Origin of the sequence: Vibrio sp. YT-15 (assembly GCF_033337445.1) — a bacterium.
Lineage (GTDB): Bacteria > Pseudomonadota > Gammaproteobacteria > Enterobacterales > Vibrionaceae > Vibrio > Vibrio alginolyticus.
Map to the genome: position 1 here is coordinate 107,164 of NZ_JAWOQR010000012.1, position 26,673 is coordinate 133,836.

At 44.1% G+C, this 26,673-nt stretch carries 19 protein-coding genes; 5 read left to right on the forward strand and 14 right to left on the reverse strand.

Features of this window, described 5'->3' with window-relative positions; genetic code table 11:
- Window position 1: 1 nt before the first annotated feature.
- Window positions 2–601 (reverse strand): hypothetical protein, encoded by a 600-nt coding sequence (locus R7D93_RS19480; protein WP_017633753.1) that lies wholly within the window; start codon window positions 599–601, stop codon window positions 2–4.
- Between the two features lie 503 nt (window positions 602–1,104).
- Between R7D93_RS19480 and R7D93_RS19485 the strand changes: the two genes are divergently transcribed.
- The 3 genes from R7D93_RS19485 to R7D93_RS19495 are packed head-to-tail and all read left to right on the forward strand — an operon-like array spanning window position 1,105 to window position 6,319.
- A complete protein-coding gene (locus tag R7D93_RS19485) occupies window positions 1,105–2,418 on the forward strand; it encodes a type VI secretion system ImpA family N-terminal domain-containing protein (RefSeq protein ID WP_005386112.1) in 1,314 nt (437 codons plus the stop codon).
- A 27-nt stretch (window positions 2,419–2,445) separates the two neighbouring features.
- Window positions 2,446–5,835 carry a type VI secretion system membrane subunit TssM gene (tssM, locus tag R7D93_RS19490; RefSeq protein WP_225496068.1) on the forward strand — a complete coding sequence of 1,130 codons (3,390 nt, stop codon included), beginning with the start codon at window positions 2,446–2,448 and terminating at the stop codon, window positions 5,833–5,835.
- Window positions 5,836–5,866: 31 nt separating this feature from the next.
- A complete protein-coding gene (locus R7D93_RS19495) occupies window positions 5,867–6,319 on the forward strand; it encodes an Lrp/AsnC family transcriptional regulator (RefSeq protein WP_005373369.1) in 453 nt (150 codons plus the stop codon).
- A 54-nt stretch (window positions 6,320–6,373) separates the two neighbouring features.
- Here R7D93_RS19495 and tssG read toward each other — a convergent pair whose 3' ends face one another.
- The 13 genes from tssG to R7D93_RS19560 form a co-directional block, all read right to left on the reverse strand.
- The gene (tssG, locus tag R7D93_RS19500; RefSeq protein ID WP_005373373.1) at window positions 6,374–7,372 is read right to left on the reverse strand and encodes a type VI secretion system baseplate subunit TssG; all 999 of its coding nucleotides are present in this window, start codon (window positions 7,370–7,372) and stop codon (window positions 6,374–6,376) included.
- Window positions 7,369–9,117, reverse strand: a complete 1,749-nt coding sequence (gene tssF, locus R7D93_RS19505; RefSeq protein ID WP_042523535.1) for a type VI secretion system baseplate subunit TssF — start codon at window positions 9,115–9,117, stop codon at window positions 7,369–7,371. The genes tssG and tssF overlap by 4 nt, the downstream gene beginning before the upstream one ends.
- Before the next feature lie 10 nt (window positions 9,118–9,127).
- Complete coding sequence (gene tssE / locus R7D93_RS19510; RefSeq protein WP_005373376.1) at window positions 9,128–9,538, reverse strand: type VI secretion system baseplate subunit TssE; 411 nt, start codon at window positions 9,536–9,538, stop codon at window positions 9,128–9,130.
- Between the two features lie 61 nt (window positions 9,539–9,599).
- A complete protein-coding gene (gene tssC / locus R7D93_RS19515; protein ID WP_005373378.1) occupies window positions 9,600–11,075 on the reverse strand; it encodes a type VI secretion system contractile sheath large subunit in 1,476 nt (491 codons plus the stop codon).
- An 8-nt stretch (window positions 11,076–11,083) separates the two neighbouring features.
- Complete coding sequence (gene tssB / locus R7D93_RS19520; RefSeq protein ID WP_005373381.1) at window positions 11,084–11,590, reverse strand: type VI secretion system contractile sheath small subunit; 507 nt, start codon at window positions 11,588–11,590, stop codon at window positions 11,084–11,086.
- 26 nt (window positions 11,591–11,616) lie between these two features.
- Complete coding sequence (gene tssA, locus R7D93_RS19525; protein WP_225496115.1) at window positions 11,617–13,191, reverse strand: type VI secretion system protein TssA; 1,575 nt, start codon at window positions 13,189–13,191, stop codon at window positions 11,617–11,619.
- Window positions 13,178–15,178, reverse strand: a complete 2,001-nt coding sequence (locus tag R7D93_RS19530) for a serine/threonine protein kinase (RefSeq protein WP_225496117.1) — start codon at window positions 15,176–15,178, stop codon at window positions 13,178–13,180. The genes tssA and R7D93_RS19530 overlap by 14 nt, the downstream gene beginning before the upstream one ends.
- Before the next feature lie 237 nt (window positions 15,179–15,415).
- A complete protein-coding gene (locus R7D93_RS19535; protein ID WP_033906406.1) occupies window positions 15,416–16,360 on the reverse strand; it encodes a hypothetical protein in 945 nt (314 codons plus the stop codon).
- A complete protein-coding gene (locus R7D93_RS19540) occupies window positions 16,353–17,345 on the reverse strand; it encodes a DUF2169 domain-containing protein (protein WP_225496126.1) in 993 nt (330 codons plus the stop codon). The genes R7D93_RS19535 and R7D93_RS19540 overlap by 8 nt, the downstream gene beginning before the upstream one ends.
- The gene (locus R7D93_RS19545) at window positions 17,326–18,645 is read right to left on the reverse strand and encodes a hypothetical protein (RefSeq protein WP_225496128.1); all 1,320 of its coding nucleotides are present in this window, start codon (window positions 18,643–18,645) and stop codon (window positions 17,326–17,328) included. The genes R7D93_RS19540 and R7D93_RS19545 overlap by 20 nt, the downstream gene beginning before the upstream one ends.
- 111 nt (window positions 18,646–18,756) lie before the next feature.
- Entirely contained in the window at window positions 18,757–19,239 is a 483-nt protein-coding gene (locus R7D93_RS19550) for a hypothetical protein (protein ID WP_158159483.1), read from the reverse strand.
- A 2-nt stretch (window positions 19,240–19,241) separates the two neighbouring features.
- The gene (gene tssI / locus R7D93_RS19555; RefSeq protein ID WP_005373412.1) at window positions 19,242–21,320 is read right to left on the reverse strand and encodes a type VI secretion system tip protein VgrG; all 2,079 of its coding nucleotides are present in this window, start codon (window positions 21,318–21,320) and stop codon (window positions 19,242–19,244) included.
- 72 nt (window positions 21,321–21,392) lie between these two features.
- Window positions 21,393–21,911 carry an Hcp family type VI secretion system effector gene (locus R7D93_RS19560; protein ID WP_005373415.1) on the reverse strand — a complete coding sequence of 173 codons (519 nt, stop codon included), beginning with the start codon at window positions 21,909–21,911 and terminating at the stop codon, window positions 21,393–21,395.
- 456 nt (window positions 21,912–22,367) lie between these two features.
- Here R7D93_RS19560 and tssH point away from each other — a divergent pair, with 456 nt between their 5' ends.
- Window positions 22,368–25,046 carry a type VI secretion system ATPase TssH gene (gene tssH, locus R7D93_RS19565; RefSeq protein ID WP_225496154.1) on the forward strand — a complete coding sequence of 893 codons (2,679 nt, stop codon included), beginning with the start codon at window positions 22,368–22,370 and terminating at the stop codon, window positions 25,044–25,046.
- Window positions 25,033–26,664 (forward strand): sigma-54-dependent Fis family transcriptional regulator, encoded by a 1,632-nt coding sequence (locus R7D93_RS19570; protein ID WP_225496130.1) that lies wholly within the window; start codon window positions 25,033–25,035, stop codon window positions 26,662–26,664. Before tssH ends, R7D93_RS19570 begins: the two co-directional genes overlap by 14 nt.
- Window positions 26,665–26,673 lie beyond the last annotated feature (9 nt).

Consider the following 26,673-nt stretch of genomic DNA (forward strand, 5'->3'; position numbering starts at 1 on the left):
CTCAAAAGAGCAAAGAAACTGATAGTTCAAGCCCACCAATTCCATCATTTACAACCGGAAGGATATAAGAGGCCTGCGGGATAATTTGTATATGGGCGTCAGGATTACTGCCTAACTTTATAGCAGTACCAAGGGTCACAACCGCACCTAACTCAAACTGGTCGATATCTTCAACACTCTCATAACGATAGCCCTCTTGGTCTACTTGCCAGCGATTAGAATATTGCGAGTAACCGACAGACAAGCCCGCACCAACATATGGCGTGAAAACACTCCAAGAAGTCAACGCATATTGAGGAACAACACGAAGTTCATAGTTCGTCGCTTCTTGATATAAGCCGTTTGCTGGCGCTTCAATATCTTCTGCTAGATAGTTTAACCCTAACCACCAACGCCAACGGTTATTGTTTTCATCAATAGGACGAGTATGAACCAAGCCGAACCTAAGCGTATCCTGCTCACCACTTTTACCTTCATCGTATTTAATGCTATCGATAGTCAACATACTGGTAGAGAGTCCATATCGCTCCCCTTTTGCCATTGCAACAGAAGAAAATAGACACATGGCTGAAATCAGCCCAATTTGACTTGGTTTTAGCATTTCGTCCCTCTAGGAAAACCGATATTCTACTTAGAAGCGAAAGATATCAATTATATTCTCTTTTTCAATAAGCCTAAAAAAACACCTATAATTTAATACATTTCAACTATCAGGTTGGTTGTTTTACCTACAAACAAAAACTAAAGAACCGACTACAGATTAAGTGACGAGACAGTAAATCTTTCTATTTAAATAGAAGTAACAGAATTTGATTGCTAATTGAACAAAGCGTAATCTTCGATAACAATTTAGTTACTTTTTAATCAACGTTCTCATCTTCATATATAAGTTTCTTCTTATAAATAGACTTAACTATTGATATTAATATTATGAACAAAGATCACACTAAAAGTAATTTAATTTCTTTTAATGAATTTTTATTATCTAATCCGCTTATTTTGTCTATAGAATTGCGACAGATGTGCACTGCTTATAATTTAATATAACAGTAGTGAAATCCTATATAACTTAATACTTCTATATGATCAGTTGGAACTTTCCTTATGTTTTTTACCGACTTCGCTCGAAGACCAATCGATGAAAATAACCCAAGCGGCTCTAATCCTAATGGTTCTGAGGATTTTGACGAAATTAAACGTCAAATAAACAACCTGAATAAAGTCACAGGGAGAGTCTCGTGGAAAACGGTTCAAACACTCTCAAAAAAGATCTTGAGTACCCAAGCGAAAGACCTACGTTGTTGCTGTTACTTTACCGTTGCGTCAACCTATAACGACGGCTTAAGAGGCCTTGTTGAAGGGTTAAACTCAATACTTGATGTGTGTGTCGTATATTGGTTCAACGCGTATCCAGAGCATTCAAAGTCAAAGGCACGAATGAGCGCTATTGAATGGATGGTAGAGCATACTGAAAAACGAATTAATAAGCATCGGGCGTTACCAGAAGAGCTTCCATTGATAGAGGCAGCACATCAATTATGCTTGAGGATTGAGGAAGAGCTTCGTCTTCATTACGGTATTGAAGCGCCGTCATTAGGTCGCATTCGCCGTATTTTGAATCAATGGATTGAGCAGATAAAAGAACAACAAATTGCGGCTGAGTTACGCGAGAAAAAACAAGCCAACACTAGCGCTCCTGCAGCAACGCAGAAGGCACCTGAAATTAAAGTGAATGTGTCTCCCTCTCCGGCACCGGTGTCATCACCCAACCTAAATAGCCAAGAGAAAGCATCACCGGCAAAGTCTGGTCGATTTATGATCTACTTCGTTATTGGTTTGATTGTTACTGCGATATGTTCACATTTCATGTACGAGCAACAACGTTATCGAACATTGGAACAAAAAATTAATCAAGCTTCACTTAATGAACTTGTAAATTTGGTCGCCTCGTTAGATTACGAAAATAAAAAATATGCTCAGTCATTGAAAACGCAGGCCATTAATCGTGTCGATATTATGATGAATAACTGGTTTTTAGACTCAGCAAAAGTAAGTAACGTCAGCGAGCTCGATAGCTTGACCAATGAATTAATCGCAATCTATCCGGATTCGTCTTCTGCACAGCAGCTACGTCAAAACTTTTTGACACAGAGCGCCCATTTAGAAGACCAGTTTATGGATGTTTATAAGCGATTCTCAGACGCAAGAACGGTGTTTGCCAACGTAGCTAGACAGAATGTAGATAAGAACTCTGAAAAGGCGTACGAATACAGTAACTCGTTATTCCCGCTTTTAGGTCGTATTGAATACGCTGAAAAGTATTCACAGCAAAAGGAAATTGACCGCGCAACCCTTTTACTGAACATCTACCTATATAAATTGAGTCAGCTACAAGCTGAAAAAACTGACAATAAATAACAATACAATTAAAGAAGTTTTAGGCTTATGTTCAAACAAAAACTGTTTAGAAATCCAGTGGTGATTTCTACTATATTGATGCTTTTAGTGGTTGCAATTATCACCACTATTTATCTGCTTTTTCTTGACGAAATCGATCAACTTCATCTTTGGCTGACCCTTGGTGCTATCGCCATTGTTTACGTCACTTTTCAATTCACATTATGGTTGAAGAAAAAGAACAACGCTAAAGCTCAACATTTGGAAACCGAGGAAGAAGCACTTTCTATGGTTATCCAGCCTCTTCTTGCTAACTCAGGCAAGAAACCAATTTACCTGATGCTTGGTAATAAAGGGTCAGGGCGACGTCAATTTTTATTTAATTCTAGTGCAATTAAACCGATGGATCGCACTAGAACCGCTAAGAATGACTTTTTTGAATGGTACGAATCTGACAGCGCTGTATACATCAAACCTGACCAACGCTTAGTGTTCCAGGAAGTATCAAGCAGTGATGCTTCTTTATGGAATACGTTCATTGAAGAAGTTATTCATCATCGACCTCGAAAGCCATTTTCTGGGTGTCTATTCTTCACCGATTTCGAGTTCATGATCGTCTCTGAGCCAGAGCAAAAAGAGTACACCATTTCGTCGTTATTGGCGCGCTTGAGTACCATCAACTCTAAAACGTCTTCAGCATTGCCAATCTATTTGATTATGTCAAAGCTAGACAAGTTAGATGGCTTTAAAGAATACATGCACTTTAGCTCTCTCAAGACACGTGTTGAGTTCCTCTCTATCCCACTAAAAGAAGCCAAAGGTGTATTTGCAGAGTACTACCGCGATAGCTATCGAAATCTAGTGAGAGTGCTTGAAAGTAATGCGCTAGATGCATCCGCTAATTCAACGGACATTGATGAGAAACAAGCAATACTCGCTTTCCCTAAGCAGTTTGAGCTATGTCAGTCTGAAGTCAGCTATGTGCTTGAGCGTCTATGTGATGTTAACAACGGTGTCTATTCACTAGACATCCGTGAGATTTTCTTTAGTTCGAGTCTGCAAGGCGGTCGCAAGTACAATTTACTTGCAAAAAGTTGTAGTAATTACTTCAACTTACCTATTATCGCGTCAGAGCATACTCAGTTAACAGAAACGCCTTATTTCTCTCGCTTTCTGATTGATTCACAAATATTGCCGGAAAGCGACTTTGCGGGCGAAAACAAGACGTATCTTCGTCTAATTCAGAGACAAAGCCGTTTGGCAATACTCGGCTCTATTATCCTGCTTACTGGGGGCAGTTACTTCTTTTTCACGACATTAGACAGTAACTTACATGTGATGAATCAACTCTTGAGTATCGATGACAAATCACAAGTGGAGCAAGATGCAAGATTCGATGAGCTTTTAGCGAAGGCGACGAAAGCAATAGAGCCTTCTTATGGGGCGTGGCTTAAAGGTTCTAAGGCTTTGGATGAAGAGATATTACCACTCAACATTAGCCGTTTGGATCAAAGCACTCGCATCGCTTACGAAGCATTACTTAAGGACGTTGCTCAACAGTTGATACCTCTCATTGAGAAAGGTTACCGTCTACAACTGACACAAAATCAAAACACTTTTACACGCGCTTTACCTCTATTGAAGGGGTATCTAATGCTAAACGATCCAACAAAGCGTGATATCCGTTTTTTGCGTCATCAAACTCTCCAAATGATGAACGATTTGAGCAACCAAAGTGACGTCGTCAATCAGGCGATGCGCTATTTGGACGCTTACTTTCGCACACAGTTTGATCCAATTGATATCAATATGGATCTTGTTCGCGCAACACGTCGCTCATTGCTAGCAAATTCGAATGTTGATCTCGTTTATGCAGGCATTTTAAACGAAGCAAATTCGATTGATTTAGGAACCCTAGATCTGCAACGAGCTGTGGGTTTTGAGTTTAGCAATGTATTCAACACACCAATCGATAGTGAACGCTTGATCGTAGATAAGATCTATACCTCCACTGGTTTTAGTACTTTTTATCGACCACGCGTGGACCTAATGTCACAACAAGTCATCAGTGACAACTGGGTTTTAGGTCTGTCACAACACGTTATTCCTACTAGTGAAGAACAAGAAGCCTTCAAAGAGGAAGTACGTAAAAAATATACTGACGACTACATCAGTAATTGGCGCAATGCGCTGAGTGAACTAAAAGTCCAAAACTATGACAATGTCGGCGATCTAACGAACGCGATAGACTTAATCTCGGGTCCTTCTTCACCAATGACAACCGTACTGAAGCAGGTCTATGCCAACACACAATTTTCACCCGTTGGTGAAAAAAATGCTCTGATTTCAAAGCTAGACCCGAAACTCGTGGCAGCGGCAGACTCCGCATCAGACGCAGTAGAGGAAGTAGTTAAGCCTGATTACTTGTTGATGAAACGTGTTGAACAAGCTTTTCACTTATTAAACCAACTTCAGGTCAGTGAAACACCAAACTCCCCTACTCCTTGGGATGAGACCGTAACAGCGTTAAGCCGTGTTCGCACATATATGAAAGACATCGCTGATGCACCTGACCCGCAAATGGCGGCGCTAGCGGCAGCTCAGCATCGAATGAACAGCAGTGAAGCTGACCCATTAATCAAACTTAAACAGATTGCCCAAAAATCACCGGAACCCGTTCGTAGCTGGTTGTTAGATGTGGTTCAACAAAGCTGGTCAGTCATGATTAAAGAGTCCGCTAAAGGCATTCAAACCCAATGGTACAGCGAGATTTACACCAAGTTTAAAGAGATAGGGCTAGGACGATACCCATTTGATCTAACAGCGACCGAGGAAATCTCAATTGAAGATTTTGAATTACTGTTTGCTTCAGGTGGCTTGTTAGACACATTTATTCAGAAAAATTTTGCACCGTTCTACGATACCAATTTATGGACGCCAAAACAGGTGGATGGCGAGACGATGCCAATCTCTCCGGCTCTGTTAGTGCAACTGCGTAACTATAACGTTATTCGAGACACATTAATTAATAAAAGCACTAACCGCGTTCATATTCCGTTTAGTGCAAGAGTACTCGATCTTGATTCTAGTGCGATTAGAGCGAGCTTAAAAATTGCAGATACCAATATAAGTTACTACCACGGTCCAAGCCGCATTCGTGAAATGGCATGGCCACCGCAAAATGGTGACTTCAATATTAGTATCACACTCCAGGATGTAACCGATGAAGGCAGACAGCACGTTTTAAATAAGAGTGGTCAATGGGCGATATACAGATTGCTAGGTGACTCGACCTTGACAAACACTCATAACGGCAGCTTTGTCAGTGACATAAAAGTGTCAGGGAGGGACTTGAGCTTACGCATCACTCCGTTGACACAGAAAAACCCATTCACTCTTGCTGAGCTGTATAACTTTACGCTCCCAGAGTCGATTTAATAACAATATAAAAACAAAATAGGCAGAACACATGATTTCAAACATGACTTTACAAGGTTTAGATAAATTAGATCGAAAAATACTTTCAAGTCTATTGTCGAATGGGCGAGAGTCGATTGCGAATCTATCCCGAAACATTGGTTTGTCTCGAACAGCAGTAGCAGAAAGAATTAATCGTTTAGAAAAGACCGGTATTATCAAAGGCTATACCGCACAGATTCGTGTAGAAAATGAAGGGCGAAAAGCCGCTAGTTATCTACTGATCTCTTGTGAAAAGGGTAAGAAGAATGATGTAACGAATGCACTTAAAGAAATCCCTGAGGTTCGCTTAACGAGCGTTGTTGGTGGCAACTTTGATATTATTGCCCTAATTGAAGCGCCCGACCTGCAGTCTATTCATCATCTTTGTAATGAAATTGAATCATTTAACGGCATTCAAAGGCTTGATACTACCGTTGTACTGCATCAGCCGATCAGTCGTTAAGCTTTTCTGACCTCTTTGAGGAAAACATAAAGGGCCGCTCGTTGAGCGGCTTTCTTATATGCTTCCGATAAGTCGAATTTTGGCGTCTTTATCACCTGGGTTTCCTAGCCAGAACGTTTGACCTAGTTGGTTCCCTTCTCCATTACCCAGTTTGTTTTCTGGAATACTGTCTAGGTTAACTGTCAACTTTAGGTCCCACGACATTGGGTCACGCAGAATAAAGCGCATCAAGCCCACCAGCGTCTTATGTAACTCACCATCGTAGGAAAACTGCTTAAACGTTTCAAAATCAATGTTGTCGATACACAAGTTAAACTTGCCGTTCAAATCCGCAATGCTTTGCCCCAAGTGTAAGCTTTGCCCCAATACACAATTGGAGCGGTTGAGTTTGTTACGCTGGCTTTCAGCGATTTCTACGCGTCTATAAACCCATTCTTCGATTCGCACATTCGGCAGTGAAAAGTAGTGCGAAACAATACCGGAAATAAGCTTGGGTGAGCGTGTACGCGTAGATAACTGGTTCACGTAAGACAGAACTTTCGCTCGATCTAACTCCGCTACTTCACAATCTTGCATAACGCTTGACAGACCAGCCAAATGCAGTATGCGCCCAGAAAACGCATCGCTCGCCCCGCTTTTGTACTGCACGTGATATCGGTATTTCTTCCAAACACGATACAGTAAGCTTGTATAGCGGTTGTGGAAAAAATCGAAGAAATCCTTCACTGGGTTATCATCGGGATCACGACCGACGAGTTTCTCAGTGTAAGACGCAGGTAGGGGCGAGCTTGAACCATGCAAGCCAAGAAAGTTCGTCTCAATACGTGAATATTGCTGTCCGTTTCTTTCCATATGAGTAATAAAATCCATATCACTCTTTGGAAAGCACAGGTTTGGCGACACGCTGAACTCAATTCGCTCTTGATGGAAGTATTTGTTCTCGCCCACGGCAACAAAGTTTGAGTTTGGCTCCAGCTGGTAGTGTTTCTCTAACAGCAACACCGCTTGGTAGAAACTAAACTCATTCGACTTATCAGAAAGTGTATTAATCATAGTATTGTCTGCTGCCCGATTAGGCTTGCCCAGTTGTAAACCTCGCCCGTCGCTTCATCGAACACCTCTAGTTCGGTAAAGGAGTTCACACTCGAATACAAACGGATAAACTCATTCAATACCGTGGCCATAAGGAACATATCGCCTTCATTTACGAAGAACTTAGAGTCCGTCACGAGCTTGAATTGGTTACCACGCACAGATACACCACGAAATACGCGATCGATTGGTTTCATCTCTGAAGAAATAATGCCATCAAGTCGATGAATCGACGCGCGGTGGGCTTGTCTATCAACTCGAGAGTGGAAGTCGTAAGTCGAGAGCAACACTTTCAACACATCGATATTGGCCAAAGACAAGTAGTTGAGCGACATGTTGGCAATCAACTGCCATTGAAGCTCACCATTAACCTGAGGACTTACTGACTGTGTTGGCTTAGTAATGTTTTTAAACGTCGCATACGTTGGCGATTTGTGCGTCGCGTACGTGATGTCTCCTACTGACAGGCGCTCCGCTAAGTCCGCGTTACTGCATTGCAGTTTCATCAATACTGTTTCAGTCCCTAAATCCGCGATGTCGCCATTGTGAGTATGGAATGAGATATAGCGCTCTAACCCTCTTCCGCTTACTCGCTCGCCCACTTTGGATTTGTAGAACTCTCGCTTATCACGCTGGTTGATTTGGTGCTCAAACGATTCAAATTCAATCAGTGGTTTTCGGCGACGCTCGTCTTTACTCCAGCTCTCCACTTGCTCAATGGAATAAACCTCGTAATGCTCCTGAGTGTTACTTTGTGGACGCACCTTGTACTCGTTTCGTCGATGCTCTAAACGGATTGGGTCGCCGTCTTTTTCAAACAAGTTAACGGCAGGTGTGCAGTGCAACCTTAAGTGTTTATCTTTAAGTACCACTTCTGAAGGCAAAGCACGCTTAAAGTGGAATTTGATTTTGACCGTGCTGCGTTGCGGAATGCCTTTTAGCCACTCTAAGCCTTTAATGTCGAAGAACATGAACTTATCTGGCAAAGAGAAGAATTCTTGCAGCAAACGGTAGCCTGCAAAGGAGTTTTTGCTGTAAGGCAGCAGCGCCTCGTCCTCTTCATGCCCGACTGGCTTAACGTACTCTGGCCCTAAACGATGTTTGTAGCCGCCACCAACATCCAACTCGACGTAATCTAGATAACGGAACAGCCATAAGAAGACAGTGCGAGTAATATGAATCTCACCATGCAGGTGCAAACGCAACGTATCTAAGCCGATCCGAGACAGTTCCAGGCCATGCTCCGTCGATAACGTCACATCAATCATCGAACTGGTGCGGCTGTTAGTTTGTTCGATGTTAGTAATCGTAACTGGGTATAGATTGACGTCATAACAAGTACGGAACAAACACTGCGTGCCTTCTACCTGCTCGCTGGCCATTTCCGCACCACGTTTCACCACGGTTTTCTCAGTAACACTTCCGGTATGCGGTTTTAGTTCGCTAATGCACAAAGACGGGATCGAACGCATGTAATGTGGCCACAGCAAAGTCATCAGAGATTGCGTTAGCTCAGGAAGTTCATCGTCAATCTTTTCGCGGATGCGTCCGGTCAAAAAAGCAAAACCTTCCAGCAATCGTTCGACATCTGGATCAAAAGTTCCTTCAGAGAGAAAGTGAGTTAACTTCGGATGATATTTGGCAAACTCACTACCCGACTCGCGTAAATACGTGAGTTCATCTTGAAAGTATTTACTGTTACTCAAGTGGCACCTACTAAACGTTAAATTGGCCGTCGGTTCCCATGTAGACATCGATCGACATTGGGACTTTACCGCCGTTATGGGAAACTTCGCCGCGAATACCAAAGCCGAGTTGTAATGGATTATGGTGATCTTCACGGTAATGAACCTCGACATTAAGCAATCGGGGCTCAAAGCGTTCTATGGTTGACGTGATGTTTTTTTGAATATGGCGAACGAGGTTTGTGTTGTTAGAAAGTACGTCGTTAAAATCTGGCAGACCATACTCATTGTCGATCATTGCGTTGCCGGAATGCGTATTCAACAAGTCAGCGAGATGCGAGTGAATGGATTCAATCAAATGCTTATGAGACACCACTTTCTCGTAGCAGTTTTTTGGTTCTCCTAGCTCGATCCGCTCTAAAAGACGGTAACCTTTTTCCATATGCGATCCTACGAAAAAAGCAGCCAGTCTTCACTGGCTGCTTGATGGTTTCAGTAATGGGTTATTGGTCTAGCTTACCAACTAGAGACAAGTCGAAGCTTGCGCCCATGTACTTGAAGTGAGGACGTACAGACATCGATACTTTGTACCAGCCTGGATCGCCTTCTACGTCTGATACTTCAACCTTCGCAGCGCGAAGTGGGCGGCGACCACGAACTTCCGCTGGCGGGTTCTCTTGGTCAGAAACGTATTGACGAATCCACTTGTTCAATTCGATTTCTAGGTCAGAACGCTCTTTCCAAGAACCAATTTGCTCACGCTGTAGCACTTTTATGTAGTGCGCTAAACGGTTGATAATGAACATGTAAGGAAGCTGAGTACCTAGCTTGTAGTTCATCTCGGCTTGTTTGCCTTCAGGCGTGTTCGCAAACACTTTTGGTTTTTGAACAGAGTTTGCAGAGAAGAACGCCGCATTGTCAGAACCTTTACGCATGGTTAGCGCAATGAAGCCTTCTTCCGCTAGCTCGTACTCACGACGGTCAGAAACCAGGATCTCGGTTGGGATCTTAGTCTCGATTTGACCCATAGCTTCAAAGTTGTAAACCGGTAGATCTTGTACAGTACCACCGCTTTGAGGACCAATAATGTTCGGACACCAACGGTACTTAGCAAATGATTCACTGATCTTGGACGCCATCGCGTACGCTGAGTTGCCCCATAGGTAGTTATCATGGCTGTCTGTCACTTGCTCATCGTAGTCAAACGCCTTGATTGGGTTATCTTCAACAGAGTAAGGCGTACGTAACATAAAGCGAGACGTACATAGACCTAAATAACGTGCATCTTCGTGCTCACGCAGACCACGCCATTTCGCGTACTGTGGACCTTCGAATACAGACTTAAGATCTTTTAGGTTTGGCAGCTCTTCGTAGCTGTCTAGACCAAAGAATTTAGCCGATGCCGACGTTATGAATGGTGCGTGAGACATTGCACCTACGTTAGCCATGTATTCCATCAATTTGATGTCAGGCGACGAAGCTGACATAGCGTAATCACAAATGACGGCGCCAACAGGTTTACCACCGAACTGGCCGTATTCACGTGTGTAGATTTGCTTGTACAGGCCAGACTTCACCACCTCTGGAGCGTCTTCGAAGTCATCAAGAACTTCGTCTTTCTTCGCAGAGATCAGTTCGATTTGAATGTTCTCGCGGAAGTCAGTGTGATCAACCAGGTACTTAAGGCCACGCCACGTTGATTCAATCGCTTGAACTTCTTCGTTGTGAAGAATTGCATCAACTTGCTTAGACAATTTTTGGTCGATTTCAGAGATCATCAGATCAACCAGAGATTGGTCGACTTTCTCTGTGTTCGAACTACTTAGTAGCTCACTGATGAATGCTTCTACGCCGCGTTTTGCAACGTCAAAACCTTCATCACTTGGCTTTAAACGTGTTTCGTTAAGAATGCTATCCAGAAGTGAGCCTGATTCAACTAAGGCTGCTTCTTGTTCTGGCGCTTGTGCTTCTGCAGACATGATATCCCTTACTCTTCTTTCGCGTCTTGGTCGTTGCCAATGCTTAGTTCATCCAACAGTTTCTTTCTCGCTTCTTCATCTTGAAGAACCGATGCGATCTTCTTACGGAACGCAGGAACGTTTCCTAGAGGACCTTTAAGTGCAACCAAGGCTTCGCGAAGCTCAAGTAGGCTGTTTAGTTCAGGTACACTTTTCGCGATCGCTTCAGGAGAGAAGTCCTTCATGTTTTGGAAGGTCAGATCAACACCAATCTGGCCGCCTTCTTCATCAGAAAGACGGTTTTCAACGTTGACTTTAACGTTTGGAGACATGCCCTCTAGCACTTCGTTAAAGTTGTCTTTGTCGATGTTAATTGGAGTACGTTCTTCAATTGGTGTCTCATCTGCACGCGCAGTAAAGTCGCCAACTACCATCATGCTTAGCGGCAGCTCTACGTCTTCTTGCGTATCGCCAGTTGCTGGAACATAACGGATATTAATTCGCTCTTTAGGAGCCACCGAGCCGTCACGTGACATAATTCGTTCCTTATCTAACTCTTTAATTAGTCGTAAATTGCTTTCCACTCTTCATACTTCTCAGGTAGAAGATCCTTGCTTCCAAATAACCGATGGAGTGTTTTTCGAATTAGGTCTTCTAACTGTGACGATAAGTGGGGTTCCCAGCTCGCGAGATTAAACGCTTTTTGTACTTCCCACCCCTTCTCAAGATACGGCAAACACAACGGGTATAATCCAACAGACTGGTAAGCTGCTATCAATTGTAAATACAGCATGAACTGCCCACGTCCCGAGCTATCCAGCTCAAGTTTGTGGGCAAGCTCTGCGGCACATTCCCCTAGATTTTCTAGAGTGATATCCTCCATTGGCAGCGAGTCTTCCTGCGAAATCACAACCGTTTGAACAACAGGTTGAGAAGTCGAAGAAGTAGTATCTTGAGTCGATAACCAGCTCAAGGTCGCTTCATCTGCAAATGGTATAGAATTCTTAAATGAGAGGTGCTCGATGCCCTCTAGCGATTCAACAAAACGCGTCACTTCTTGTTTCACAGCAAGCGCTGCATCATCAAAGCCCAAGTTATTAAGCATCGAATACACGAAGTAATGGCCCGTCAGCCAAAACGGCGCATCCGTTAATGTGCGCTCCAAACGCTTAATGGTGTCGATGTCGCTTTCTTGGTCAGCTTTATCTCGGTATTCCGCTTGTTGATCGGACGACACTGCCAAGCTCAAAGGCGTTTGATTATTTTGGTGGCCGGGTAGACCATCAATGTCATCCCAAGTCAGATGACGATAAATCCGGTAAGCCAGCGGATCACTTGGGTTCGCATGAAGCATGACTTCCGCAACCTTCTTCAAGGTGCGCTTAGAAGCCGTAGGCGAAGAGAAGTCCGTATCGACATCGACTTCTTTTGCTACCGCTTTCTTAACTGGCGCAGGTTTAGGGGCCGGCGGAACCGCCTTCACCGGTGCGGTTTGCACTTCACTCTGCGCTGGCGTTTCTGCGACGGCAGGCTGCGTAGCTGGTGCATGCGCCGCTTGTTCGACGTTAACGACTGCATCATCGCTCTGCTCATCAGCCGCCGCTTGTTGAGATAAGACATTGAGTTGAGTGCGAATCTCAAAGAAATCCGCTTCTGAGTCTTGGTAAACCTCGTCGTACTGGCGCTGCACTTCTTCAATAGTCGAAATGCAGTTTGATACCAAATCCCATGACTGAGCGCTTTCCGCTAACTTGCTGCTGACCAGTTTAAACTGATGGTTCAACCATTCGACCGCGCCATCTCGACCCCGCTTTCGGGAAGGATACAATTCAACGCCAAAGCGACTTAACGCCTCACTAAGCAGCTTTAGACCTTGTTCAAAGCCTTGCAGACCAAACTCTTCTGTTAGCGCGCGAACGAGGTAACAAATGGCTTTTAAGTCTTTACTGTGGTGCTCTAGAACTTCAGTCGCGTGCGTTTTTACCACGCTCCAATCTACTGTTTCGCCAAACAAGGAACCGAATTTCTTCACTTCGGACTCCATCATTTCATAGCAAAACTCGTAACGGGCATCGTTACCCACTGGAGATTCATCAGAAATAGGATTAAGCAGACGATCGATATCAATGTTGGACAAAATTCACGTCTCCTTCAGTCAAGTAATCTCTCAACGCCCGCGCTACCGCAATTGCGCCATTTGCTGGCTTAGATAATCGATGGCTCTGCTCAATTGCATCCGACGCCATGCTATCTAGAATTTTCGTGATTTCTGTAAATTTACTTGGTGCATTCCGTTCTAAATCGGCAAGGGATTCATGTAGCTTTTGTTTGTCGTAAACGGATTGCTCCATCACGGTGCTAAACAAAATAAATTCGCTTCTTGCGACGATTAAATCCTTTATTTTTTTGTCTAGTTCTGGCGTATTACCGAAGTAGGCTTTGGCTAATTCAGCTTCTTCAATTGCTTTGGTGTAAAAGTGCGCCTCTGCATGTTTATCGATGGAGTCATTAATATTTTCCATCACAGCCTTTGGTAAGATTTGGTTGTAGAAATAGGCTTGTGACTGGTTTAATAACCATGCCTCTTTCATTTCATTTTCTGCGAGCTTAGCTTCACCATCTAAAATTAAGCGAGCAATCTGCTTATCTCGACTGCCAGCTATGGCAGATACTTTCATGGAATCGATAGACGCGACATTTAATCCAGACATCACTTTAGTCAACGCCTCATCCGCATATGGAAACAGGGCACCGTCACGAACAAGGGTTTCTCGCAAGGTGACAAGCTCCTTACGTAATTCGACTAATGCCATTGGTAAGCCATCCGCTAACGATTGATACGACGTTAACTGAGCCTGTTTTTCTTCATATAAATTCGAGAGGCTTAACTGCTGAGTTTGATATGCTGTTCGATAAGCTTCTGTCATATCAATACTCTGAGTAGCTTGAGACAGTTCTTCTTTGATTTTCCATGGAGGCTGAGCCAAAAAAGAAGCCGTTTCAGAGGGCGTAATAACGTGAGTTACAGGAGCAACTCCTTGGGAAAAAATGGCATCCAATTGATCTTTATTCTGTTGATATAAATAACTTCCTGCTGTTGCCAGCACACTCAACACTAAGCTCGCCTCTAATATTTTAAAGCGACCATACGCCGTTTTATCATTTGGCTTACAGTGTGTAAGCAGCAAGTCCGCGTTACGCAAGCTACTGAAAATTGGTGCGTTAGAATTTGAGCTAATTGATTGCGTATCGATTCGCGCTAACTGTTGAGCAAAAGAAATAGCGGTATAGCCATGCCCTCTTGGTTTGTTGATGACTTCTTTCAGCAATTTCCAAATATGAACCGGGATCAAAGCCGGACGCTTTCGGTCTTTTAACTGCTTATTCCAAGCATCACCAAATATTGATCCTAAAAATAGATGTCCAGCGAGCAAAGCGAGAGAGTAAACATCATCTTGCGGTTCCGCGATGCCAGTTTCTATATAAAGAGGGGAAGCGTAGCTCAAGCTTGCTTCTGCGTAAGGTTCTGTCTCTCCAATGTAACGAGCAGCGCCGAAATCAATGAGCTTAACGTAATCACCTTCACTCACTAATACGTTAGATGGTTTAATATCAAGATGGCAGATACCTCTTGTATGCATAAACTCTAGAGCGCCAGCGAGTTGGTACACCAACCAAGCGATGTGGTCGTGGCGGAAGCCTTTAGAAGAATGACGCTCCATTTTTTCTGCCAGTGATTCACCTTGGATCCACTCGTACATCAAATATGGGCGTTCGAATTCGTTGCCGATTTTTACAAAGTTAGCCACGCTAGGGTGTTGAGAAAGCTCCAGCCTGCTCGCTTCGTTAATCAACATTTTGCTCGCAAATTCTGGCGAGTCATCATTGATAACTTTGCAACAGATTTGCTTCTCTGGCTGCCCTTTTTTTGCAAGATGGTAAACCGTTGTCTTACCATTTTTAGAAGGAAGCTTGTCTAATACATCAAACTGTGAAAAAAGCACGTACTCAAGCTTCGGCTTATTTTTTTCTGCTAGCCTTTGCTCATTCAGTTTCTTTTTCTCAATAGCTTTAACAACCAACTGATCGATATATCCTTTGGCTGTACTCTGATTATTAGACACTTAGTACTCTTTCATAGAATAAATATTATTAGAGTTGAATAATATTTTCTTGAACGTACTTGTATCAAGGTTGGTATTTAAAACAAACAGTAAGCCTATTATTTTAGTTATTATTACTAACTTATTAGACCTTTTTACTTACGCTTTCACTGCATGAGTTATACGCTTTTTCGTGTTACAAACTTCAACCTAATAATATGAGTATACTTTCATTGCCATTTGATCGATGAGTGCTCACTAACATTGCAGTAATTGGAGAACTCCTTTGTCACCATGAAAGTCGAACATTAACAACGTAGTTGGTTGCTTAAAGTGGTGCTCTCTGACCGCAAAAGCAATTAAAGCGAGAGAAGAACAACTGCCCATCGTGCCCCACAACTCATTGATAAGCTGCGGTTGTTCTGGGTTCGTGAATCGTTCTGCTTTAGCCCCCAGAGCAAAACCGTAATCTTCCGAGTGCATGCGAAGGTTCGTCATATCGGAATACACTTCACCAAATGAATCGAGCTTTTTACTCGCACGTTGAACAAGTCGAAACATGCCTCTTCGGTCTGAAGTGTTTAATTCCGTATCAATGTAGCCAAGCTGCGCTTGAGGCTTAAGTTTCAATGTTTCTACGGTGTTTTTTCGACAAAGAATTAAACCCGCCCCACCCTCGCTCGGAATAACGCCCCATGGATTATTGGTACTCATTACCATCGCATCATCGATGAGTGTTTGCATCGAACTCACCAAGGAATCGACACTGATACACATCATAGCATCATATTTATCCAATGATTTCATGGCCTGGAGAACGAAACTGGGCCCACTGGCATGAACAGCATTCACCACAGAGAGAAATTCAGCATAGTTACTTTCACCAAGCCATTCTTGCACCTTTACTAGTGAAACAGACGCAGGCACCGCTATAAGCAAAGGTATTGGTCTCAATGAACGTGGTAACTGTGCTAACAATGAATCAAGCAAGTGGGTGATTAACTCACACGTTTTCTCAAACTGCTCACTTTCTTTGGTGTATTCGATTTTGGCGTAAGTAAAACGCTCGATACCATCATCCCCTACACATTGGTCGAATCTTCCTAAATCAGCATACGAAACTGCACTAGCAATATCTAAATTCATACCGGTTGGCGTCATCACTTCCATCCCTAGCACGTAACGGCCTGTTGAATTATGCATGCTCGCTTACCTCTTCCAACTTAGTGATCGATGTCGACACCAACAAATGCTCCTTGCCCTGACAAGGAAACGCAGCGGTGTAACTGATTGATATAGTCTTCTTTTCCGCATCAACGAATAAGGTGTACATCGCCATATCAGCTTGATAACTTTGATCTTTGAACGTCGCGATCGCACGGTATTTTTCTTTAGGAATTCGAAATGAAAGCGTGTCATCATGACAAAAGCCACTCATCATCAAACGCTCCCCCCCACGAAGGAAGCCTCTGCACTGTTGATCAATAGGCGCGCTTTGGAAGAACCGCTTATCAAAATCGAGTGGCAACATTGGCTTGCGATTCTCAATCCAATCGTCATCGAACGTGCCGGCCAGCTTCTGGCGCGACTCAAAGAACGGAGGCACAGGCCCGAACCCCGCAACGCGTAGTTTTTTCGCGGCGGCACTCCAGTCCTCTCGGGGATAAAAAATCGAGGGTACTTTCTGTTCAAGCAATTCTTTGTTGGAGTCGGCAACCCCACCACCTATTCGGTTACGTAAATCACCGCCTACCGCGCAAGTGTAATCAATGTCTTTTTCAATAAATGGGACTGAATTGCTCAGCGTGATACTGCCAGCATGCTCAACCCATACGCGTTCCCCGTGAATAGCGAGAGTCTTATCGATATGACCATCAATCAGCACACGACACTCTTGGTATGTCACTGGCTTTTTCGCGTAGCTGCGCGCTTTGCCGTAAACAAGTACATCTGTGTTGTCTTTGGTATACGCGAACTCGTGGTCAACTTTCATCGCAGAGAAACCTTCTTCGCCCAAATATTGGGGATCATCGAAGATTTCACTTTCACCTAATTCGTGCCAAACCACACCATCGAATTGCCAAGTACGTTTAGCGACCACAACCCACACTTCATCGCCGTTTTCGTCACGTTGAAAACGACCTTTAAGTGATAGCTCAGGGTGCGCTTCAATATCCCATAACAGCATTGCTATTCCTTAAGTTGAATCGTTCGCTCGCAGAAGGTGCGGCCTTTAAATTGTTGAAGTTCCAGTCTTGCTGATGTATCGGCATCGCCATATCCCAAGGCACGTAGGCTCTGGATTGAATGCAGATTTGGCGCCATAGCCAGTCGCGGAACAGCACATCAACGTTAGAATCTTGCATCGCAGCTAACGTAGACTCGAAGCTCAATGCGTAACCCAAGCGGCTTGGTAGATTTTGGATATATTTTTCATCTTCCACCCACTCATTGAGCAGATCGACGATCTCTTCCCATTCATATTCGACACCAACATCTTGCGGAGTCAGAGGAAGAAGCTTTCCGTAGGCGACATACAAGGCTTGAAGCCAAATTTCACCTTCAGCTTCCTCCAGACTTTCCAAGTGCTCGATGATTTGGGGCACCAGTTTCCAATCGCCACTCAGCGCAAAATCAACAGGTGCTAATGAAGAAGAGATATCAAACGCCTCAAACTCTTTTAATTCAAGCAACTTGGCATAAGTGAGCACTTGCGCTGATGGTAATCCATTTGGTTCGATGCCAAAGCTCTGACGGAACCAAGTGCCTCTGTCACGTTTGGTAATCAAACGTTCAAATAGGTATTGTTCGCTGCCTGCATTGTCATTAAGCCAATCAATCCCCTCTTTTACGTCTTGTAAAGCGAGCAGTGGCAAAGCAACTTGAGAGCTAATGATGCTGGCTTTGTGCCAGCGCTTGATGAGAGAAACACTTAATGTTTGACGTACACGTAAGCATTCAAAGTAAAACGCACTGGATGTCGCATTACCCTCAATAAGCTCCGAAAGCGTGCTATCCATAGATTCAACCGGAGATTGTACGGCAATGACCATTGCAGTTTTAGCGTCAATATCTTCGAGTAAACTCAATCCGCACAAAAGGTTATCCAACTCTGAGCCCAACTCGCCTTGTAGCATCAGCCAGCTGTAGATTTCTGGCTCTTGGCCTCTTAATTGATGAATCAAGCCCGGTGCTAATCGATAAAACGACAAGTAGACCTGCTTGAGCTCTTCAATTTGACGTTCAATCAGCTTGAGATACTCCAACTCAGGACTTGGATAACCCCTTTTGTGAATTTGAACTCGCTGCCTGATTAAAAACCCGATACTTTCAGAAGCAATGGACAGCTTTTCATTACAGAAATCCAGCCATGTTATTGGCAACTGGGAAAGGTCATTCACAGCGCGCTCAGCTTTTGCTAACGCGCCTTCGACTTCTTGATTGGTTATGGGTGCCTTTAGGTGCTCGACACCGATTCTTTGTCGCATCTAGTTATCCGTTATTAGCGTGCCATAACGCGATTGCAATTAGTTAACTCGAAGTAATTAGCTCACTTGGCGTGACTTGTTAACACAAAACCATTAGCTAACGCGAGGTAATTAGTTAATTGCGATCGTTCCGCCTTGAATTTTTTGTGCTTTTTCTGCTTGAGAGGTGACGTACTTCGCTTTAGTGGTAATTCGTCCATCGCGCCCGCTATAGCGAGTTTCTGTCTCACCACTTTTGACTACCAACTCTTGTTCTGTCTCGATAACCATCTTCTTCGCTCGCAATACAAACTCGTCAGAGTCATCCAGAATGGAGAAGAAAATGTCCGTCACAAGAGGCAAGCTTAAGTCGTCGTTCAAAAATTCAACTCGACAACTTAATCGATTATCAATAGCCATTTGCAGTTCAGAACGACGAAAGCCACGTCCTAGTCTCGCAGTGAGTGGCTGCTTAAATGGGTTACCATCAAAATCAACTCGCACACTGCCCGTAGACTCACTGATAGCCACTATTATTCCAAAACGCGAAAAGCAAGCCGTTGATTCGGCTTGCTGCTCTGATATTACTTCTGTTGTAAGAGGTTGTTTTTCCATTGTTAGTTAACCACTACGTTGCCACCTTTCACGACGACTTTGTCACTGCCTTCGATCGTAATAGCCGAGCCTGATAACTTTATTGAACCATCACTGTTCATCACTAAAGAGGAACCACCCGTTTTCAATACAATCTTGTCGCCACTGATAATTTGCGTTGCACCATCAGCTTTATAAGCGGTGTTACCTTTCACTGATACCGTTAAGTTGCCACCAACCGTCTGGTTATCATCCGCACCAATATCTGAACTCTTAGACGCACCGATAGTAAGGTTACTGTTTTCGCCAATATCTAAGTCATCATTTTTGCCGATCTTAGTCGTACGGTTATCACCAATTTCTAAGTCAGAATTGTTTTTCACATACTGGGCTTCGTTCGCGTTGTATGTAACGGTAACGTCTTGCTCGACTGTCTCGGTAAACGTACTGTTTACTTGTGTCGTTTTATGCCCATGAATGGTTTCTTTATGGTCACCATGAACTTCATTCGTTTGGTGACGTGCAACCTTCAAGAATTCATCTTGACCGATATCACGGTAACGGTTGTTGAGTACCTTGGTCGACATGTCTTTTTGAGCGTGAATATAGACTTCTTCTTGGTTCGCTTCGTCTTCAAAACTCAACTCGTTGTAACCTGTTCCTTTGTGCGTTTGCGTGCGGAACGTGGTACGAGTTTTGTTTTCTGGCAAAGAGTAAGGTGGGAAATGCAAACCGTTGTAAACTGCGCCCGTAACTAACGGACGATCTGGATCCCCCTCAAGGAAAGTTACTACGACTTCGTGGCCAATACGCGGCAAATAAACTGCGCCCCATGTTGGCGCCGCCATGGATTGGCTTACACGAATCCAACAGCTTGAATGCTCGTTGTTATCACCGTAGCGATCCCAATGGAACTGTACTTTCACTCGACCAAGCTTGTCGGTGTAAATCTCTTCACCTTCTGGTCCTACAACGACTGCCGTTTGAGGGCCATCCACTACTGGTGCCGCTAGTTTAGGCGCTTTAAACACCACATCGCGTGGAATACACGAGAACTGGTTGTAGTAAGTGGTTGGCATACCACTCGCTTCATCTTCATGCACTTGCGGATCTTGACCTGTGTGCATTACAGACAACATGAGGTAATCGCGGTTAATCTCAGAACGCGGGTGGTCACTGACGTTAAAGCTGTAACCAGATGCTAAGCGCATTACGTCACTCGTTGCTTCCACTTGTTGATTATCGACTATGTGTTCCGACATCCACTCCGTGGTTCTCACCTGACCCATCAGCGGGTCGACGTATCGTCCAGGATAATCAAACTGCTTGAGATCTTGGTCTAGCTCGCCAGCCTGTGTCATCTCTTGTGGAATTTTAGGGTGTTCGTAGTTGTAATCTGTGTACGTAACCTGTCCCGTTCTAACGCGGTTAACTAACTCGAGATCAGAGATATGTTCGCGATCGGCAACACCACCACCATCGGCATGATAAACAATCGGCCCAATGTAAGAAGCATTTAGTGGCGAGCTTATCAAAGGTGCAATCGCGTCATTACTGTCGACAATGACCATCGTATGATTTGAATCGCTATGGTCAAAGTAATACCACATACCGTGTTCAGCCATCATACGCTGCACGAAGTGCAAGTCAGACTCACGGTATTGCAGAACGTATTCTTTTGGAGGATAAGTACCCGACACTTCAAATCGGTAATCGGTGACTGCCCCATCATCGAGTACTTCTGTGATGATGTCTTGCGCTGACTTTTGCTGGAAAATACGACAATCTTGGCGCTGAGATAAGAACCAAGCTTGAGGAACCAAGACTAATTGATAACGAGAAAAACGACGTCCAGTCCCTAAGTAACGAACTTCATTCACCACGCCGTTGAACACACGCGCAGCCCCAACACCTTGTCCGTAAAGTGTCAATGTTCCTGCTTTACGTATTAACTCATCGAACGAGATATCTGGATCAAGTGAAAGTAATGAGAGATTGATGTGGAAAGGCTTAGATAACTCTTCATGAACATGAAAGCTCTCAACCCGAAATTCATGCCCACATCCAGGCACTTCAAATTTAAATTCTACGTCATTCACCATATCTTTTACCTGATACAAATAATCGAATTAGGGCCAACAATCGTTGGCCCTGAATCTTTACGCGACGAGCAATTAAGCTTCGCGTGGAGCACGCCAGTCGTCGTTACCCGCAGTACCACAGTTTTCGTGAGTTACTTCGATCGCACGGTAAGTGAACTTAAGCACTTCTTCTGTCACGCGGTCAGCTGTTGCTGCGTCTTGACAGTGGTTCATACGAGTTTGGATATCGACAAGTAGCGCATCAATCAATTTGATTGAGTAGTAGTGCTCTTGTTTACCTTGAACTGAAGTGCGGTAGAAGCGGATCACACACTCAGGAAGTTTTTCGCCAGATACTAGTGCGTTGAATAGTAGTGGAGATGAGCGATCTTGAACTTTAGTTACAACAAGTGGACGGTGTACACGTTGACCAGTTGGCTGACCACTTTGTGGATCACGTGGAACTGTTAGCACGTGATCAAGTTCTTGTACTAGGAACTCATCAACGTGAGCTTCTTGCCATGTGTTACCTACTGAATCTGCAGAGTAAGTATCTTTAGTAATATGGCCTTGAGTCTCACCTTGGATAGACATATATGCTGGAGTTGGCATCGCTATTTCCTTTTCTAAAATCTGTTTTGTTTAAATCACCAAATCGCTTATCACCGCGACTAGTTGGTATAATCAAAGTCCGTGCCAACTTTAAAAACCAAACAAAAACAACAACTTAAACAATGCCAGGCATTATTCGCTAATATATTGAGTACAATTTATTGGATAAAAAACCAAAAAGTTGGATTAAGATAATAATAAATTGTTCTAACTTTAAAAAGTGAAAATAACCATATAAAACTGTGTAAATAAAGTCATTAAAACTAATAAATCCGACACTTTTACTATCAATTAATTTAGAATAACAACGCCATTAAAATAACCACAAACATTAATGTCACAATAATCATTAAAAATAACCAACAAACGATAGTCAAAATATCTTGATAAAAAAAGAACGCAATCACTTTTAGTATAATAGCCGCTACCTCTTTTCCTCTAAAGAATAAAATGGCTATGATAAATATAAACCTTTCTTCATTAATTCAGCGTCTACACCCGATTGCAAAAGTAGCATTAGAAGACGCCGCTGCACTTGCAGTCTCTGAAAAAGCAAACGAAGTTCAAATTGAGCATTATTTACTGAGTCTATTAGAAAGGCCAAATAGTGATTTTGACGTCTTATTAAGTCATTTTGATTGTTCTGAGAACTTATTAAGACAATCGGTTCGATCCACACTCGACACCAACGCCAAAGGAAATGGCAGCAAACCTGTTTTTTCTGCTTTATTAATCGAATGGTTACAAGAAAGCTGGCTGGTTTCTTCTTTAGATCTATCCGAAACACAAATCCGCTCTGGTGCCCTACTCCTTACTCTTGTTAGTAACCCTCTCCGTTACGGCCAACATGGTTACGCCTCTATCCTTGAAGCGGTAAACCCTGACAGCCTTAAGCGTAACTTTGCAGAGCTAACAAGCCACTCTATTGAGGCGCAAGTTGCTACTTCAGAGAAAACACAAGCTCGTGAAGATGGTTCAGCACTGAGCAAGTTCACAACCGACTTCACTGGTAAAGCACGCAAAGGCGAAATCGACCCTGTTTTCTGCCGCGACCAAGAAATCCGCCAAATCGTGGACATTCTTGCTCGTCGCCGTAAAAACAACCCTATTGCTGTTGGTGAACCGGGCGTTGGTAAAACCGCAGTAGTAGAAGGTTTGGCACTTAAGATTGTACAAGGTGACGTACCAGACAACCTCAAAGGTGTTGAGCTTTACGGCCTGGACATGGGTCTTCTGCAAGCTGGTGCAAGCGTAAAAGGCGAATTCGAAAAACGCCTAAACGCAGTATTGGATGAAGTGAAAAACTCGCCAACTCCAATCATTCTATTCATCGATGAAGCACACACCCTTGTTGGCGGTGGTAACCAAGCAGGCGGCAGCGACGCGGCAAACTTGCTAAAACCAGCCCTAGCGCGTGGTGAAGTGAAAACCATCGCTGCGACAACATGGTCGGAATACAAGAAGTACTTCGAGAAAGATCCTGCCCTTGCACGTCGTTTCCAATTGGTGAAACTCGACGAACCATCTCCTGAACAAGCAGCATTGATCATTCGTGGTCTGCGCCCTGCTTATGAAAAATCACATAATGTTTACGTGCGTGATGACGCGATCACTGCTGCAGCAGCACTTTCTGCTCGTTACATCTCTGGCCGTCAACTGCCAGACAAAGCGATCGATGTACTAGATACGGCGTGTGCACGAGTGAACATCAGCCTTAATGCCATTCCTGCTTCTGTTGAGACTCTGCAGCAAGAACTTGCAGCTCAACAGCGCGAGCTAGAAGCTCTTGAGCGTGACGCTCTGCAGCAAACTGGCGACAAGCACAGCCTTGCTAACATTCCAGACCTAAAACTGGCAATGGAAACAACGAAAGAAGAGCTAGCAGAACAAGAAGCGCAATGGCACAAAGAAAAAGAGCAGATCCAAGAGATGATTGCTCTACGCTCTCGCTTACATGAACTGGTCTTTGGCGAAACAAATGAAGAAGAGCTTGTTGCAGACGAAGATTCAGAACAAGAGCAAGACGTTTCTCCATATGCAGAAATGGATGAAGAAGCCGTTCGCATTGCCATTTCGGCCTGCCAAGAACAGCTAGATGTAATCCGCAATGGCAACCCACTGGTTCACTTTGAAGTGGGCCCAGATGAAGTCAGCCATGTGATCTCGGACTGGACTGGTATTCCAATGGGTAAGATGCTTCAAGACGAAGCAGAAACCACGCTAAAACTGAAAGACAGCCTAACACAAAGCATCAAAGGCCAAGAATACGCTATCGATGCACTGTCTGAAGGCATTCAAACTGCGAAAGCTGGTCTAGGTAACCCAGACGCACCAACAGGCGTATTCCTGCTGGTTGGCCCAAGTGGTGTGGGTAAAACCGAAACGGCTCGTGCGATCGCTGATCAAATGTTTGGTGGTGAGCGCTTTATGACGACCATTAACATGTCTGAGTTCCAAGAGAAGCACACGGTATCACGCCTAATTGGTTCACCTCCGGGTTACGTAGGTTACGGTGAAGGCGGCATGCTGACAGAAGCGGTTCGTCAACGTCCATATTCTGTTGTTCTTCTTGATGAAGTGGAAAAAGCCGACCCTGAAGTGTTGAACCTGTTCTACCAAGTGTTCGACAAAGGCACGCTGAACGACGGCGAAGGCCGCACAATCGACTTCAAGAACACGCTGATCATCATGACCAGTAACCTTGCGACGCACGAGATTGAATCTTTGGTTCATCAATCCAAAGACATCGATGCGAACATCATCGCAGAAGCTATTCGCCCTACTTTGAACCAACACTTCAAACCGGCGCTGTTGGCACGTATGTCGGTACTGCCATTTGTTCCACTGTCTGATGAAGCAATGACTGAAATAATTCACCACAAGCTAAACAAAGTTTCTCAGCGTCTACAGAGCCATCACAAATTGTCTCTGAGCTACGAAGAAAGTTTGGTTGAGTTCGTACTAGGTAACTGCCGCCTTGCTGAAACAGGCGCGCGTAACATCGACGCGGTCATCAACCGTCAGTTGCTGCCGCAACTATCGACTCAGCTATTAGTGCATGACAAGGATGATTCACATACGCAAATCGAAGTGTCTGTCGATGAGCAAGGAACACTAACCTATGCGTTCAGCTAACCATAGCGAACTTAGTAACGCCCTACTTGCGATCAGTCAGTCTTTGGCTGATCGCAGCCAGCTTACCCAAACCTTGGATGCTGTGTTGACCGCTGCGAGACAAATGACCCTCGCAAAGCACGGCATCATTTATGTTTTGGACCAGACTGGCCAGGCGTTGATTCCAAGTACCGCTCACCATAACGATAAAACGATTGTTTCCCACCCTTGGGAGGCATTGCAGATTGATTCCGCTAGTGAGAACGATCCATTTAACTTTGCCATTCGCAATGGTGAAGTGGTATTGATTAACGAGTTGTATAAGTACAACGGTTATGACTGTGACAGCATCTATCAAACTGAGCAGACGCTAGGGCTAAAAAGCGAGAACTTGCTGGCGTGGCCTTTGATTGATAGCGAAAGTAAGACCATTGGACTCTTGGTCTTGCTCGATTTAAGTGTTATCGACAATGAAGCTGCATTGACTGAGTTTTGTCGTATGGCCGCGAGTAATATTCGCCAAGCTGTGTGGTTAGAGCAATACGGGCAAGTGATTAAAAATCTCAATGCAGACAATCAAGCCCTAGTGCGCGAGAATACTCAGCTCAAAAAACGTACTCAGAAAGCCTATCAAGGTCCTATTGCAGAGAGCGAAGAAATGCTCAATGTCTTGAATCGTCTTGACAAGGTGTTATCTCTCCCTGTCGACGTTCTGTTGCGTGGTGAAACGGGCGCTGGTAAAGAAGTGATCGCGAAATACATTCACGAAAACTCTAATCGTTCAGAACAACCTTTGATCGTACAGAACTGTGCCGCAATCCCAGAGCAGTTATTAGAATCAGAACTCTTTGGCCATAAGAAAGGCTCATTCACTGGCGCGGACAAAGACAAAGTCGGTTTGTTTGAAGCAGCCAACGGCGGCACGCTATTCCTGGATGAGATTGGCGATATGCCAATGCTACTGCAAGCAAAATTGCTGCGTGTGCTACAGGAACGTAAAGTTCGCCCAATCGGCACTAGCAAAGAGATTGAAGTGGACGTTCGCGTTATCGCCGCAACCCACTGTAATCTTATGCAGCAAATCAAAGATGGCGGATTCCGTGCCGATTTGTTCTATCGTTTGAATGTGTTCCCTATTACATTACCACCATTGAGAGCTCGCAAGTCAGACATTATTCCCCTTGCCGAACATTTCGTGCAACACACAACCAACACGCTAGGTTTGCCGCAAGCGCCAGGGTTAAGTGCCAATGTACGTAAACAGCTCCTTGCCTACCAATACCCAGGGAACGTGCGTGAGCTTAAGAACATCATTGAGCGCTCGGTGCTACTGTCCGATTTTGAAACCATTACTCACATTGAGTTTGGCGAACAAATCCCAGAAGATGTGCCAAATATCGACATGAAAGCAGTCTCACCTACCCCAGACCAACCTGCTTACGAGCGTCAGGTACAAGCGGATTTAGAAGACGCTTCAAAGAGTCTTAAGGACGTTGTCAGCCAATACGAGCGTACAGTGATCATCGATTGCTTAAATGCGTGTAATTGGCACACCAAGAAGGCCGCTAAACAATTGGCACTTCCAATGAGCACTCTCAACCATAAGATGAAGAAATACGATATTTCTGCAGCGGGTTGATGGGGCTTA

Coding starts and splice junctions, on each gene's coding strand:
- tssI (WP_005373412.1), bottom strand. CDS start 21,320: ATGGTGAATGACGTAGAATTTAAATTTGAAGTGCCTGGATGTGGGCAT.
- tssE (WP_005373376.1), bottom strand. CDS start 9,538: ATGGAAAAAGGTTACCGTCTTTTAGAGCGGATCGAGCTAGGAGAACCA.
- R7D93_RS19550 (WP_158159483.1), bottom strand. CDS start 19,239: ATGGAAAAACAACCTCTTACAACAGAAGTAATATCAGAGCAGCAAGCC.
- tssC (WP_005373378.1), bottom strand. CDS start 11,075: ATGTCTGCAGAAGCACAAGCGCCAGAACAAGAAGCAGCCTTAGTTGAA.
- tssM (WP_225496068.1), top strand. CDS start 2,446: ATGTTCAAACAAAAACTGTTTAGAAATCCAGTGGTGATTTCTACTATA.
- R7D93_RS19560 (WP_005373415.1), bottom strand. CDS start 21,911: ATGCCAACTCCAGCATATATGTCTATCCAAGGTGAGACTCAAGGCCAT.
- R7D93_RS19570 (WP_225496130.1), top strand. CDS start 25,033: ATGCGTTCAGCTAACCATAGCGAACTTAGTAACGCCCTACTTGCGATC.
- R7D93_RS19545 (WP_225496128.1), bottom strand. CDS start 18,645: ATGCGACAAAGAATCGGTGTCGAGCACCTAAAGGCACCCATAACCAAT.
- tssB (WP_005373381.1), bottom strand. CDS start 11,590: ATGTCACGTGACGGCTCGGTGGCTCCTAAAGAGCGAATTAATATCCGT.
- R7D93_RS19480 (WP_017633753.1), bottom strand. CDS start 601: ATGCTAAAACCAAGTCAAATTGGGCTGATTTCAGCCATGTGTCTATTT.
- R7D93_RS19485 (WP_005386112.1), top strand. CDS start 1,105: ATGTTTTTTACCGACTTCGCTCGAAGACCAATCGATGAAAATAACCCA.
- R7D93_RS19535 (WP_033906406.1), bottom strand. CDS start 16,360: ATGCATAATTCAACAGGCCGTTACGTGCTAGGGATGGAAGTGATGACG.
- tssH (WP_225496154.1), top strand. CDS start 22,368: ATGATAAATATAAACCTTTCTTCATTAATTCAGCGTCTACACCCGATT.
- tssG (WP_005373373.1), bottom strand. CDS start 7,372: ATGATTAATACACTTTCTGATAAGTCGAATGAGTTTAGTTTCTACCAA.
- R7D93_RS19540 (WP_225496126.1), bottom strand. CDS start 17,345: ATGCTGTTATGGGATATTGAAGCGCACCCTGAGCTATCACTTAAAGGT.
- R7D93_RS19495 (WP_005373369.1), top strand. CDS start 5,867: ATGATTTCAAACATGACTTTACAAGGTTTAGATAAATTAGATCGAAAA.